The following is a 13,654-nucleotide window of genomic DNA, read 5'->3' on the forward strand; positions in this document are numbered from 1 at the left end:
TTTTTTATTTAAAAATCCCGCTGATAAAATTCGCCTCATCTTCGGTCAGTTCAATGTCCAAGGTCTTGAGATTATCTTTCAGCTGTTCAGGACGTTTGGCGCCTGGAATGATGGCGTCTATCGCCGGTCTCGTTAACAGCCACGCCAAGGCGACATGTGCCGTCTCCGCTTGTTTTTCCTCCGCTGCGGCTTTCAGCTTGTCTACTTTTTTGAGATTGTGAATAAATGTTTCTCCCTGAAATTGCGGCTTGTCCTTTCTGGAGTCTTCAAAGACTGTGTCTTTCGTGAATTTTCCCGTCAGCAGCCCGGACGCGAGCGGAAAATAAGGAATAAAGGAAATGCCGTGTTTTTCACAGTATGGAAGCAGCTCTTTCTCAGCATCACGCTGAATCAGCGAGTATTCTCCCTGAAAAACCTCTAAATAGCCGTCCGCATTATATTCCTGCAATTGCTGATAGTTGAGGTTCGAAGCGCCGATGGCTTTGATTTTCCCTTCATCCTTCAGCTCCTTCAGCGTGCCTGCCACTTCAGCAAGAGGCGTTTTGCCATCGGGAAAATGAACATAATACAAGTCAATGTAATCTGTTTTCAGCCGCTTCAGGCTCTTTTCCACCTCGCTGCGGAGAAAATCCCGGCTGTTGTCTAATTCAATGCTGCCGTTCACTTCTTTATGGGCCCCTTTGGTGGCGATGATGAGCTCATTCCGCACGCCGCGTTCCTGCACGACTTCGCCGATTAATTCTTCAGAACGTCCCAACCCGTATATAAAGGCGGTATCGATAAAGTTCACGCCGCCATCCAATGCCGTGCGCACCAAATCTTTCCCTGTTTCATCATTCAGATTCGGAAATAGATTATGCCCTCCGACCGCGTTTGCTCCGAATCCGATCCGCTTCACCTGTAGCTTCGTCTCGCCAAGTGTACGTGTTTGATCCATTGTTCCTTCTCCTTTGAAACCAATTTTGATGAAAAATAGTGCAGGGTCACTTTCTGTATTAGATATCCTTTTTCTATTTTCCTTCTTTTTTCAGGATATACAAAAAGGAGAAAGTGTATTTCTCCTTTTGCAAGTTTATTTTGGCAGAACCCATTTGTCTTTCAGGAAGCAGGCTCTGGCCAGTAAAAAGAAGATGACGATGAGCACGGCGATAGTTCCTGATGTATACAAAATAGCAGCCGGCTCAACCATTCCGAATAAAAGCTGTTTAAATAACGCGTGCAGATTCAGAAACGGGATGAGAAAGTACGATAAATCAAATTGATTCGGTCCTTTGCTCAGGATGAAAAACATCGGGAGCGTAGGCAAAAAGACGATGAGAGACATATAGCTTTGCGCTTCCTTTACCGAGCTGGAAATAATGCTGATGAAAAGCTCCATCGCAGCGATCAGCAATGCAGAAAGCACGATAATTAAGGCGGAAGCGCCGATTACACTCCACATATGATCTCCCAGCTGGAAGGCCGTTTTTAAATTTTCGGTAAATAACACGGTGGCCAAAATCAAAAACACCAAAGCCAATACACCCGAAGCAACTCCAAAAGTAGAAACCGCAAGCCACTTGCCGACCAGCACTTTGTTTCTGCTGACTGGCGTTAACAGCAGCGCCTCAATTGATTTCCGATCCTTTTCACCGGCCATGATATCAAGAGCGATCGGCATTGCGCCGGAAACAATGGATGTCAGAATCAGCATGGGCAGAATGGCGGAAAGCATAATTGCGGAAACCCCTTTTTCCTCATCCGCTTCCTTTTGCTGAATCGTAAATGGCTGGATGACCGATTGATCGATGTGTTGATTTGTTAAACGTTCCTGCACAATTTCATTTTTGTACTGATCTAAGGCAGACTGCACAAGCTGCATGGCATTTGACGACTCCTGATCGACTGAATTGCCGTAAACATCAACCGTAAAAGGCGTCATGCTGTTGACATATGACTCGAACTCTTTCGGGATGTTCAAATAGACATCTGCTTTTCCGTCATCGACCGCTTCTTTAGGCTTCGCAAATGTTTTTACGCTGATCTCGTCAATCGCATTAAGCTTGCTTTCCAGTGCGGGCGGCAGCGAATGGCCGACAGCCAATGTGTACTGCTCCCCTTTGTCCGACAGCATGCTTTCATAAAAAAAGACAAGTCCTAGCATCGTAATCATCGGCACTAAAATTGTGAGTAAAAGTGTTTTTCTGTCGCGCAAAGCGTCGATCATTTCTTTTTTATAAATATGGCTCAGCATTTAAGAAATCCCCCTGACAAGCTTAGACATAAAGATGTAATTCAAATCCTCGCTGCGCTCGTTTTCGTATAATGATTCAAGCGCTCCCCGGTAAATCACCTCTCCGCTGTGAATCATGATGACACTGTCACAGAGCGCCTGTACTTCCTCCATAATGTGGCTGGAAAATAGAATCGTTTTTTGTTCCCTTTTCAGCTGCTGGATGAATTCGCGGAAGATGTTGCTGGATGTAATATCAAGCCCGGTAGTCGGTTCATCAAATAAAATGATGTCCGGGTCGTGAATCAGCGCTCTGGCAATCGCGACTTTTTGCCTCATGCCTTTCGAAAACCCGCCCACTCTCCGGTTCATATAATCGCGCATGCCGAACCGTTTCGATAAATCTTCTATTCTCGCTTTAATCTCGTGGCGATTCAGCCCGTACAGTCTGCCAAAATATTGCAGGTTTTCTTTAGCGGTCATCCTGTCGTAAAGCCCGGTTTCTCCTCCGAATAAGACGCCGATTCTTTTTTTGACCTCGGACGGCTGCTTGACCGTGTCAAACCCGGCTACCGTGATTGCACCCTGGGACGGTTCAAGCAAGGAAGCAATCATTCTCAGCATCGTCGTTTTGCCGGCACCGTTTTCTCCGAGAATACCGACAACTTCTCCTTTTTCAATGGTTAAGCTTACATCTCGCACCGCTTTGACTACTTTTTTCTTATCATGAAACCTGCGGCTGCAATCGGTCAGTGTAATCATGTCACAATCTCCCTTTTCGTTATGTCTAGTAATGACTATATACGAAATGCTGGATTTGTTGGATAAAGTTGTCGCGAAGAGTTCTTTTTATGTCGCGAAATGGGATAGAATAAAGATGATTCTATGTAACTAGGGGAATGATAATGGTAAAAGTCGGACTTGTCGATGACTATCGAGTAGATTTAGAGAAACTGGAAGCGATTGTATCCAGAATGCAGAATGTCGAAATTGTCTTTTCCACCGATTCAGCGGAGGAAGCCTACAGCCGGGTGAAGAGCGGAGACATTGATCTGCTGCTTGCAGATATTGAGATGCCTCATATGTCTGGCTACGAGCTTGCCGATTTGATCAGGTCCCACTCGCTTGATGTGGATGTGATTTTCGTGACCGGTAATGGCGGCTATGCGGTTCACGCCTTTGACCTCAACGTTCATGATTACATTATGAAACCGTACCACGCCGACCGGCTGAATGCTTCCTTCGACCGTTATTTGAAAAAGAAAACGGAAACGAGTTTAAATGGGCGGATATTGATCAAGCAAAAATCTGAAATGCACGTCCTGCAAAAGAAGGATATCATTTTCGCAGAACGGACGGGACGTTCGACGACGATCGTGACAACCGCTGAAGAGGTGCAGACGTATCAAACATTAAATGATATTAAAGGCGACCTGCCGGAGAAGGATTTTCTCCGTTCGCACCGTTCCTTTATTATCAACATTCATTACATAAAGCACTTTTCCGCTTATACTAAGCATTCGTTTACAGTTTCCTTTGAGGGAACTGCTAAAAAAGCGATGATCACCAAGCAGCAGCTTGATTATTTTCAAAACTACTATTTTTGAGGAGTTCAGAACGTGATTGCTTTTTTTCAATGTCTTTATTTGTTTTTATTTAGTTTCATATTTTATCAGGGAGCGGCCGCTCTTTCGCATAGTACGGCTTGCTCTTTGCTCGCAGCTGCTCTAAGCGCGGCTGCTGCAGGATTTTACCTATGGAAAACGAAGCGGGTGTGGGGCCGCAGTTCCTTCCAGCTTTGTGCGTGGATCGCCGTGATTCAAGTGATGTCAGCGGCGGTGGTGCTGATCGGCACAGACACAATGCCGGCATTGTTTGTCATCGTGATATTCGCAGCGTGTGAAGGGCTCCGTATCGGACAGGCTGCCTCACTGGCTCGGTTTTCTGATCAAATTGATAAGCTCGCTCAAGCTGAACAGCATGCCAATCGCATGCTGATGGACGTCAGAAGCCGGAATCACGACACAATGAAGCATATAACAGCGATCCGTTCAGCGCAGTCCAAGGAAGATACACAAGCATATATCCAAAACTGGACGGATCAGTACAGTCAATATGACCGTTTTTTAAAGGGCGAGAATGCATACGTTGCAGGGGTGCTTTATGATTTTCTTGAAAAAGCGCACGCCTCGGATGTGAATGTTTCACTGCATATGCATACACCGCTTTCTGCACTTCCGTTTTCACCCGCTGATCAGGTCAGCTTGGTCGGCAACATCTTGGAAAACGCGCTCGACAGCGCGGCGGGGGTACGAGAAAAAGCGGAGATTAAGCTGGAAACTTCGTTGCGCAGCGGACTTTATGTGCTGATTTGTGAAAACAGCACGCCCGGAATGGACGCAAAAGTGCTCGATACACTGTATCAATCGTTTGGCCTTTCAACGAAAAGCGGCCCCCATGAAGGAATGGGCACGTATATCATTCAAAAACTGGTGAAGAGCGCTAGTGGCAGGCTGGATTTTACCTATCGCCATCCCGTCTTCCGGCTTGAAATTAAAATTCCGTTTCAAAAATAAAAAACCTTGAAAAGCCCGGCTTTTCAAGGTTTTTTTCATTACGATGATAATGCTTGTGCAAAACGGTCCGCTTCATCTTGAAGCGTGCTTTCAATTTCTTTGTAGCGGCTGGAAATCGTTGATGCGCTGACGCCGTATTTTTTCGCCAGTTTGGCTTGAGAAACGGACGCACCGTTAAGAGAAATCGCATTTACATAATACTCAACTGCCGCCGCAAAAGCTTCCGGTTTTCTGATGACAGGTGATTTTTTCTCGCAGAATGTTTTCCAGATGTCAATGACGGCCGGAATCAATTCAGTCGGATACTCATCTCCGCTCAAACCTTCTTCAATAGCCGCGGCTGTTTCTTTCTCCATGTCATTTGCCCACTCAACACTGCTTTCTTCCGCTGCCTCTGCTTGCGGCTCTTCGTCTTTCTCGGCTAACAGCGCGAACAGAACGTTGTTGAATTCTTGCTTCATGAAGTCCTCCGGCGTTTTGCCGTTCTTCACAGCGGCATCCGCATATTTCTTCACTTTGCTGATCAGTGCTTCTGTTCTCTTCACCGGGAAGATCGTGAACTGCATGAAGAACTCCGCTTTTTCCGCTTCGTGGATTGGATATCCGAGAATCAGGCTTCCCACTGGCGGAAGGTCTTGATTGTTGGCGTCCTTTTCCACTTCGAATTGTTTATTCGTAATGACATCCTCAAAGTGAATGACACCTTCTTTCAAGTCTTGCAGCAGCAATAAAGCAGGCGTCATGCTCTTCCATGATTCAACGATCTCGCGCGTTTTCGGACGAGTGATCGAATCGCCTTTTTTCTGAAGGTACTCTTCGAAAATCGTCTTTTCACCAGCAAGCGGGTGGAAGAAGATACCCCAGATTCCCAAATTAAATACGCTGATGTCTTTCGTCTGTCTGTCCATAGCTGAAAGAAAATCATGCTGGTTGATAAAGCCTGAAATGCTTTCTCTATGTACTGTGAAGGCATACTCCACTAGGTCTTCCTGAATTTGTTTTGCTTCTTTTGCCGCTAGTTCTGTCGGGAAGTCGACAACTTTGCTTCCGCAGCATTTTTTATATTTCTTGCCGCTGCCGCATGGGCAAGGGGCATTTCGTTTCACTTTTCCCACAATAAACCCTCCGAATTCTGTTGTAACTTTTCTATTTTAACAAAAATAACTTCTGAGGGCTTGTTTTCAGGCTAAAAAAGAATTTGGTAATATGATCAGCTGGCTAAACATGCCAATTCACCTATGACATTTTTATCATCTTTTGTGATTTAAGACTTATAACCTATTCCCTCTTTGGGCCCTTCTTTTTTACAATCATTAGGTATTTATCTCATATTTTAAGGAGTGTTTATGTTGGAACTAGCTGGTTTTATGCTGCGCGCCTGCGCTCTTATACTGGATGCGGTCATTGCCGCAGCAGTCATTTTGGCGGCCGGATTTACGTTTGGCGACGGCTCTGCAGGCGTCATTATTGTCGCCATACTGATGCTGCTTGTGTACCCGTTGCTGATGCCGCTGACAAAGTGGAAGGGCACGCTCGGCAAAAAAATCATCGGACTGCAAATCGTAAGAGACGAAACACACGAGAACATTTCTTTCTTACAGGCGATTGTCCGCTACATAATAGCGTGGGTGCATGTGTTCTCTCGCCTGATCTATTTGACAGCCGCATTTACGAAGAAAAAACAAACCGTTCATGATATGGCGGCGAAAACCATTGTGCTAAAAGCAAAATAACCTTGAAGAATAGGACTCTTCAAGGTTATTTATCTCATTAGTTTGTATTTTGGCCCCCGCCATTCAGCCCTTCTTTAATCAGTCGGTTGACTTGGCTGCTGTACAGAAGGCCGATGTGTCCAACACCATGAATTTGAACGTTTCTAGCACCGTCTAATCTTGACATATAATTCATGACAATCATATCGGCACTGCTGTAAATGGATGTGTATAAAATCTTTTGATTTGGATCTGTTCCCGGAAGCGCCTTGCCTGTCGTCAAACGGTTCGCGCCGCCAAGCGTCACGACGTTTTCAATTTTGTTTCCGCCGTCCAGATTTTTTATGTAGTAAAGTGTGTTTGCGCCCCCCATGCTGTGAGCGACAATATCCACTTTTTTCGCACCCGTTTCATCTAAAACCTTTTTCACAAATCGTGATAATACCGGGCCATTATTAAAATTCGTGCCTGTCTTGTCCCAAAAATCAACTGCATACAGCTTGTCCCGCGACCAGCCCTGAGATACGAGATAGCTTTTAATTCCCGCAAAATTGTATGATGCTCCTCCAATACCGTGAACCATAACCACTGGATTATGTTCAGCGGCTTTTGCTGACGGCTGCAGCGCAAAAAGCGATGTAGCAGACAGCATCAAAATTGTTACAAGTGCAATGACCTTACTTTTTACAGATTTCATAATATCCTCCTTTTTTTGTAACAAATTCTTCAAATATATTACATTGCCAAATTAATTAAGTAAAGGGTATTTTTTACTTATTTTAAAGAAATTTTAAGATTTGGATGATATTTTTGAAAATGCCGAAAAAAAAAGAAGGCTTATTCGCCTTCTTTACTTTAATACTCATTGAAATACTCTTGGATTTTTTTCGAATCGTTTGTTTTAGTGAGCGCCAGCATCAGCAATATCCGTGCTTTTTGCGGGTTTAAAGAATTCGATGCCAACAGGTCTTTTTTCGCATACTCTTGGTTTGGTGTAACGACTCCATTTCCCGTACGGGATGAACGCACAACAGTGACGCCTTTTTTGACGGCGCTGACCGCTCCTTTTTCGGATGCATCAGATAAAGATCCGTTTCCTGTACCAGCGTAGACAATCCCTTTTGCTCCGGCTTTCACAGCAGCATCAAACAAATAGCTTCCTTCATTTTGGTATCCATAGACAATGTCTACTTGGGGCAGCTGATCAAGATCAGTAACTGAGAAATCGGTATCTTTCGTATGCTTACGGGTTATTTCATTATTAAAGTAAATATCATCCGCAATCGTTCCGACGTAGCCCATTTCCTCTGATTTAAATGTATCCGTTGTGGTTGTGTTTGTTTTTGAGACATAACGTGCTGAAGCAATTCGGTCGTTAAGAACGACGAGTGCCCCTTTTCCTTTAGCCTCAGGTGTGCCTGCTACTTTAACCGCATTGTACAGGTTAGAAGGTCCGTCAGCGCTGATGGCTGTCGATGGTCTCATCGAACCGACAACAACAACCGGTTTATCGCTTTTTACAGTGAGGTTCAAAAAGTAAGCTGTTTCTTCCAATGTATCAGTTCCGTGGGTCACGACGACCCCGTCTACATCATCTGAAGCGAGCAATTTGTTGATGCGTTTTGCCAGCTTCAGCAAGATTTTATTATCAATATTTGTGCTCCCTACGTTGACAACCTGCTCGCCGCTGACGTTCGCAATGTCCTTCATTTCCGGAACTGCCTCAATCAGTGATTCAATGCCAACGACACCTGCTTTATATTCAGTGGTTGAAGTTTTTGATTTATCGGCGCCTGCAATCGTGCCTCCTGTCGCTAAAATTTTAATGTTTGGCAAGTCCTTTTTTCCAGAGGCGGAAGCCGAAGAAACTTTTTGTGTTTGCGGTTTTTCTTTCGGAGATTCTTTTGTTTCAGGAGATTGTGAACATCCAGTAAACGTAAATAATAGTGCGATAAAAAGAGTGAATATGATCCATCGTTGTTTTTTCATCTATTTCTCTCCTAACATCCTTATAATGTTTGATTATCAAATATTTTTCCTATTCTGTCAAAATATATATTAATTTTTCTTTAAGCTTTTTTGTAATATCCTTCTTTTTTTGTCTTTTTATTCACTGAATTTCTCTTGACAATGAATAAGCAAATCATGATAATAGACCAGTCACTATATTTTTGATTGCAATTCAGTAAGGTGGGAATGTTATGAGTTATGGAGATTCCCGTGAGAAAATCCTTTCGGCAGCTACCCGGCTATTTCAGCTGCAGGGATATTACGGCACGGGGCTGAACCAGATTATAAAGGAAAGCGGCGCGCCTAAAGGCTCTCTTTACTATCACTTTCCGGGCGGCAAAGAACAGCTGGCGATCGAAGCGGTGAATGAGATGAAGGAATATATCCGCCAGAAAATCGCGGACTGCATGGAAGGCTATGCAGATCCGGCGGAAGGCATTCAAGCCTTTTTGAAGGAGCTCTCCTGCCAATTTTCTTGTACGGAAGACATTGAAGGCTTGCCTGTCGGGTTGCTTGCGGCCGAGACGTCATTGAAAAGCGAACCGCTGCGGGAGGCCTGCCATGAAGCCTACAAAGAGTGGGCCTCTGTTTATGAGGAAAAGCTTGTGCAGGCGGGCTGCAGTGAAGAGCATGCCAAGGAAGCCAGCACTGTGATTAACGCAATGATCGAAGGCGGTATTCTTCTATCGTTGACGGCAAAAAACAGCACACCGCTCCTTTATATCTCCAGCTGCATTCCTGACCTGCTGAAGAGATAAAAATAAGACGCGTATATTACATTCAGTTGATTGAGAGGGGAAATGTATTTTGGAAACAGCAGCTAAAGCATCTCAGCCATACAAAGTGATGCCGATTATGATTTCCTTGCTGTTGGCCGGTTTTATCGGCATGTTCAGTGAAACAGCGCTGAACATCGCGTTAACCGATCTGATGAAGGAATTAAACATAACAGCAGCAACCGTTCAATGGTTAACGACTGGCTACCTGCTTGTACTCGGTATTCTCGTTCCTGTATCGGGACTGCTATTGCAGTGGTTTACAACAAGACAGCTTTTTACCGTGTCACTTATCTTTTCAATATTAGGGACGCTGATCGCGGCGCTTGCGCCAAGCTTCCCGTTTTTATTGGCGGCGAGGGTCGTTCAGGCACTCGGAACCGGTCTTTTACTCCCGCTGATGTTTAACACGATCCTGGTGATTTTCCCGCCTCATAAACGGGGCGCGGCGATGGGTACGATCGGGCTTGTCATTATGTTCGCGCCCGCCATCGGCCCGACGTTCTCCGGATTGGTTCTGGAGCATCTTAACTGGCACTGGATTTTCTGGATTTCTCTTCCGTTCCTTGTGCTGGCGCTTGTTTTTGGTATCGCATATATGCAGAATGTATCTGAAACGACAAAGCCAAAAATCGATGTGTTGTCTATCATCCTGTCGACGATTGGCTTCGGAGGCATTGTCTTCGGATTCAGCAACGCGGGTGAAGGCTCCGGCGGATGGTCCAGCCCGACTGTGATCATCTCACTGATTGTCGGCGTTGTCGGTCTTATCCTGTTTTCAATCCGCCAGCTGACAATGAAGCAGCCGATGATGAACCTCCGTGCGTTCAAATACCCGATGTTTATTTTGGGTGTAATCATGGTGTTCATTTGCATGATGGTCATCCTGTCATCTATGCTGCTGCTGCCGATGTATCTGCAAGGCGGCTTAGTCCTGACGGCATTTGCTTCTGGCCTCATTCTCTTGCCGGGCGGTATTTTAAACGGATTTATGTCCCCTGTTACAGGCCGTCTGTTCGACAAATACGGACCAAAATGGCTTGTCATTCCGGGATTTGTGATTGTCACTGTTGTCCTTTGGCTCTTTTCAAACGTCACGACTGCTTCAACGGCTGTGCTGATTATCATCCTGCACACCTGCTTGATGATCGGGATCTCTATGATTATGATGCCTGCGCAGACAAACGGTTTAAACCAGCTTCCGCGCGAGTTTTATCCAGACGGCACCGCCATTATGAACACGCTGCAGCAAATGGCGGGCGCTATCGGAACAGCGGTTGCGGTCAGCATTATGGCTGCAGGACAGCATGATTATATGAGCAAAGTCAAAAACCCCGCTGATCCGGCAGTCATCCCGCATGCCTTGACAGCGGGCGTGCAGCACGCGTTTGTGTTCGCAATGATTGTTGCGATTATCGGTTTAATTGGCGCTTTCTTTTTGAAGCGGGTTAAGGTCGATCATTAATATGAAAAGCCCCTGATCACAAGGTCAGGGGCTTTTGTATGTGTACATGTGTGATCCGCAATCAGCGCGCGGCTAAAACCGCTGCGATTTCATCAATGGCATGATGCAATTCTTCCCTCGTGTTATAAAAGTGAGGAGCCAGACGGATGACAACGTCCCGCGGCGCGCAAATCACTTTTTTCTTTCTCAGCAGCATCGCTGTTTCCGATGCCCGTTCATCCCGGATCGCAACCATGCCCGGCTGACATCCCGCTTGTGCCGCTGCCAGCTGAAGGCCTTTTTCAGAAGCGTATTGACATGCATCGGCACAGATCGTTTTCACATGATCCCGGATATGAGAAACCCCGATATGATTCAGCAGCGATAAAGCCGCCGCAGCTGCATACACGCTGATAAAAGCTGGGGTGCCCGTTTGAAAACGCCGCGCGCCTTTCGCATATTCCGCAGGCAATCCGTTCTCCCGTCCAAACCAGGCTGATGCTTTCGGCTTCAGTGCGTCCGCCAGCTCCTTTCTCACATAAAGAAACGCCGCACCCGGTATGCCGAGCAAATACTTTCGGGTGCCCGCCGCCAGCATATCAACACCCCACTCCTTCACATCAATGGGAATGTGCCCCGCAGATTGATAGGCATCCACAAACAACAAAGAATCCTTTCTCTTAGAAATCTCAGCGACCGCTTTTATATCCTGAACAAAACCGTCACGGTAATGAACGTGCGGAACACACGTCAGCACTGTTTCATCCGTTATATGCGTTTCATATTGTTCGGGCGGCAGGCCTCCGTCTATTGACGGAATCACAGATACGTTATAATCGGATTGTGCCTGCCATACATGAGACACTGCCGGAAAATCCATCTCCGTATACACAACATGCTTCTTTCTGAAAGCAGACAAGGAGGATACTGCAGAAACCAGCGCGTCAGAAACTGATGGCACAATCGCAATTTCATCCGGTTCCGCCCCTATCAGCTTTGCAAACTCGATTCTGGCACTCTCTGTTTTTTCGATCGCTTCATTCCAGTTCGTCCCCATCTGCAGCAGGCTGTCGTGATAATCTTTGATCGCTCTCGATACAGGCTCTGCCAGCGCACTTTGAGAACAGCTGGCAAGCATCGTATGTGTCTGCACGGTTGGGAACAGCTGGCGATACCGCTGCGGCAAATGCTCCATTGTGATTCACCCCTTTTCATTATTTTGATGAAAAATCCAAAAATAAACAATAGAATAAAAGAAAAAAGGAGATGGGAAGATGCGAAAAAAAGTGCTGATCACAGGCTTTGACCCTTTTGATAAAGAAACCGTCAATCCATCGTGGGAAGCAGCAAAACGGCTGAATGGCTTTGAGACAAACGAAGGAATCGTCGCGGCAGAACAAATTCCGACTGTCTTTAGAACCGCTCTGGACACATTAAGGCAAGCCATTCAAACACATCAGCCGGATATCGTGATTTGTGTCGGCCAAGCCGGAGGGCGGATGCAGATCACGCCGGAACGGGTGGCGATCAACCTTGCAGACGCACGCATCCCCGACAATGAAGGACAGCAGCCGATTGATGAAGAGATTTCTCCAGGAGGACCCGCCGCTTACTGGACGGGACTTCCCGTGAAACGAATGACTGAAAAAATGAAGGAAAACGGCATTCCAGCCGCCGTTTCCTATACTGCCGGCACATTTGTATGCAACTATTTGTTCTACGGATTAATGGATCATATCAGCCGGACATCCCCGCACATCCGCGGCGGGTTCATTCATATCCCTTTCATTCCAGAGCAGACTATAGACAAAACAGCGCCGAGCCTCAGCTTAGACACGATTGTCCGGGCATTGAGGATCGCCGCTGTTACGGCCGCACAATATGATGAGGATGTGAAATCACCGGGCGGTACGCTGCACTAAGCAGCCGCCGTTTCGTCTGTCAGCCTCTTTTTGTAGACAAACGCCGATAGGGTGACACTCACTTCAAACAGGACAAGAAGCGGAATCATCACGAGAAAATCAGAAATAAAATCAGGCGGTGTAATCAATATGGACACGACGATCAGCACAAAATAAGACAGCTTTCTCGCTTTGGCCAGCCTGTAGGGATTTAAAATGCCCAGCCTTGTTAAAAACATCACCACCAAAGGCATTTCAAACAGAAAACCGAACGGCAGGCTCAAATTCACCATAAACCTGAAATAGCGGTCAGCCGTAAACATCGTTTCGAAGTGGCCGGAAGACAAATGAGTCAAAAAGCTGAGCACGATCGGAAACAAGACAAAGTACCCGAAAGAAATGCCCGCCATAAACAATGCAAATAATCCCGGTATGTACATGAGCGTCACCTTGCGCTCCGTTTTCGTGAGCGCCGGCGCAACGAATCGCCACAGCTGGTACGCGGCAACAGGGATGGAAGCCGCAATGGCACAAATGCCGGAAAGCATCATATACACCCAGAGGATTTCACTCGGCCCAAGCACCGCCAGCTTTCCATCCAAATCCCTGATCAGCCAGTCATAAATGTCCTGCACAAACAAAAAAGCCGTGATCAGAAATAGAAGAAATGCCGCGAGGGTGATGATAATCCGGCGGCGAAGCTCTTCAAGATGCCCAATCAGATGGGTTTCTTTTTTATCCATTCAAAAAGGCCCTCCCTTTCATAAAAAAGAGGCAGACTAGGTGTCTGCCTCATCAGCACTCAGCCTGCGTTTTTGTCCTGCTTTACCGCTGTCAGCTCAGCTGATTTTTCTTCTTTTTCATCACCAGACACAAGTGATTTTGTGGCGCTTTTAAATTCCAGCAGTGTCCGTCCGGCGGCACGCCCGATTTCCGGCAGCTTTGAAGGGCCAAAAATAATCAGGGCGATGACAAAGATCAGAATCAAGCCAGGTATTCCAATGTTTGAAAACATGTTTTTTC

The 13,654-nt window shown here is 46.1% G+C and carries 15 protein-coding genes; 6 read left to right on the top strand and 9 right to left on the bottom strand.

Going from position 1 to position 13,654, the window contains the following annotated elements; genetic code table 11:
* Positions 1-4 precede the first annotated feature (4 nt).
* The 3 genes from V756_RS0116025 to natA all read right to left on the bottom strand — a co-directional run bounded on the left by V756_RS0116025 (position 5) and on the right by natA (position 2,974).
* The gene (locus V756_RS0116025) at positions 5-937 is read right to left on the bottom strand and encodes an aldo/keto reductase (protein WP_024715551.1); all 933 of its coding nucleotides are present in this window, start codon (positions 935-937) and stop codon (positions 5-7) included.
* 135 nt (positions 938-1,072) lie between these two features.
* Positions 1,073-2,233 carry an ABC transporter permease gene (locus tag V756_RS0116030; protein ID WP_024715552.1) on the bottom strand — a complete coding sequence of 387 codons (1,161 nt, stop codon included), beginning with the start codon at positions 2,231-2,233 and terminating at the stop codon, positions 1,073-1,075.
* A complete protein-coding gene (natA, locus tag V756_RS0116035) occupies positions 2,234-2,974 on the bottom strand; it encodes a sodium ABC transporter ATP-binding protein NatA (protein ID WP_024715553.1) in 741 nt (246 codons plus the stop codon).
* A 143-nt stretch (positions 2,975-3,117) separates the two neighbouring features.
* On the opposite strand from natA, the gene natR reads away from it, so the two are divergent.
* Both natR and natK read left to right on the top strand, forming a co-directional pair.
* Positions 3,118-3,819 carry a two-component system response regulator NatR gene (natR, locus tag V756_RS0116040; RefSeq protein ID WP_024715554.1) on the top strand — a complete coding sequence of 234 codons (702 nt, stop codon included), beginning with the start codon at positions 3,118-3,120 and terminating at the stop codon, positions 3,817-3,819.
* Positions 3,820-3,831: 12 nt separating this feature from the next.
* Positions 3,832-4,788, top strand: coding sequence for a two-component system sensor histidine kinase NatK (gene natK, locus V756_RS0116045; RefSeq protein WP_024715555.1), 957 nt, complete (start codon positions 3,832-3,834; stop codon positions 4,786-4,788).
* Between the two features lie 38 nt (positions 4,789-4,826).
* Here natK and V756_RS0116050 read toward each other — a convergent pair whose 3' ends face one another.
* Positions 4,827-5,903: a helix-turn-helix domain-containing protein gene (locus tag V756_RS0116050; protein ID WP_024715556.1), complete on the bottom strand. Its 1,077-nt coding sequence runs from the start codon at positions 5,901-5,903 to the stop codon at positions 4,827-4,829.
* Positions 5,904-6,137: 234 nt separating this feature from the next.
* Here V756_RS0116050 and V756_RS0116055 point away from each other — a divergent pair, with 234 nt between their 5' ends.
* Positions 6,138-6,521 (top strand): RDD family protein, encoded by a 384-nt coding sequence (locus V756_RS0116055; RefSeq protein ID WP_024715557.1) that lies wholly within the window; start codon positions 6,138-6,140, stop codon positions 6,519-6,521.
* 37 nt (positions 6,522-6,558) lie between these two features.
* Here V756_RS0116055 and estA read toward each other — a convergent pair whose 3' ends face one another.
* Together estA and V756_RS0116070 are read right to left on the bottom strand one after the other, a co-directional pair.
* Positions 6,559-7,197 carry a lipase EstA gene (estA, locus tag V756_RS0116060; protein ID WP_024715558.1) on the bottom strand — a complete coding sequence of 213 codons (639 nt, stop codon included), beginning with the start codon at positions 7,195-7,197 and terminating at the stop codon, positions 6,559-6,561.
* Positions 7,198-7,355: 158 nt separating this feature from the next.
* The gene (locus V756_RS0116070; protein WP_024715559.1) at positions 7,356-8,489 is read right to left on the bottom strand and encodes a type II asparaginase; all 1,134 of its coding nucleotides are present in this window, start codon (positions 8,487-8,489) and stop codon (positions 7,356-7,358) included.
* A 212-nt stretch (positions 8,490-8,701) separates the two neighbouring features.
* On the opposite strand from V756_RS0116070, the gene lmrA reads away from it, so the two are divergent.
* A complete protein-coding gene (lmrA, locus tag V756_RS0116075) occupies positions 8,702-9,268 on the top strand; it encodes a transcriptional regulator LmrA (protein WP_024715560.1) in 567 nt (188 codons plus the stop codon).
* A gap of 46 nt (positions 9,269-9,314) precedes the next feature.
* Positions 9,315-10,751, top strand: coding sequence for a lincomycin efflux MFS transporter Lmr(B) (lmr(B), locus tag V756_RS0116080; RefSeq protein ID WP_255210050.1), 1,437 nt, complete (start codon positions 9,315-9,317; stop codon positions 10,749-10,751).
* 61 nt (positions 10,752-10,812) lie between these two features.
* Here lmr(B) and V756_RS0116085 read toward each other — a convergent pair whose 3' ends face one another.
* Complete coding sequence (locus V756_RS0116085) at positions 10,813-11,925, bottom strand: aminotransferase class V-fold PLP-dependent enzyme (RefSeq protein ID WP_024715562.1); 1,113 nt, start codon at positions 11,923-11,925, stop codon at positions 10,813-10,815.
* Between the two features lie 79 nt (positions 11,926-12,004).
* Between V756_RS0116085 and pcp the strand changes: the two genes are divergently transcribed.
* Positions 12,005-12,652, top strand: a complete 648-nt coding sequence (pcp, locus tag V756_RS0116090) for a pyroglutamyl-peptidase I (RefSeq protein ID WP_024715563.1) — start codon at positions 12,005-12,007, stop codon at positions 12,650-12,652.
* On the opposite strand, the gene tatC is transcribed toward pcp, so the two are convergent.
* A complete protein-coding gene (gene tatC, locus V756_RS0116095) occupies positions 12,649-13,374 on the bottom strand; it encodes a twin-arginine translocase subunit TatC (RefSeq protein WP_024715564.1) in 726 nt (241 codons plus the stop codon). The two genes, pcp and tatC, sit on opposite strands and share 4 nt — an antisense overlap.
* A gap of 59 nt (positions 13,375-13,433) precedes the next feature.
* A complete protein-coding gene (gene tatAD, locus V756_RS0116100; RefSeq protein WP_003223835.1) occupies positions 13,434-13,646 on the bottom strand; it encodes a sec-independent protein translocase protein TatAD in 213 nt (70 codons plus the stop codon).
* Positions 13,647-13,654 lie beyond the last annotated feature (8 nt).

This window comes from Bacillus tequilensis KCTC 13622, assembly GCF_000507145.1.
Lineage (GTDB): Bacteria > Bacillota > Bacilli > Bacillales > Bacillaceae > Bacillus > Bacillus tequilensis.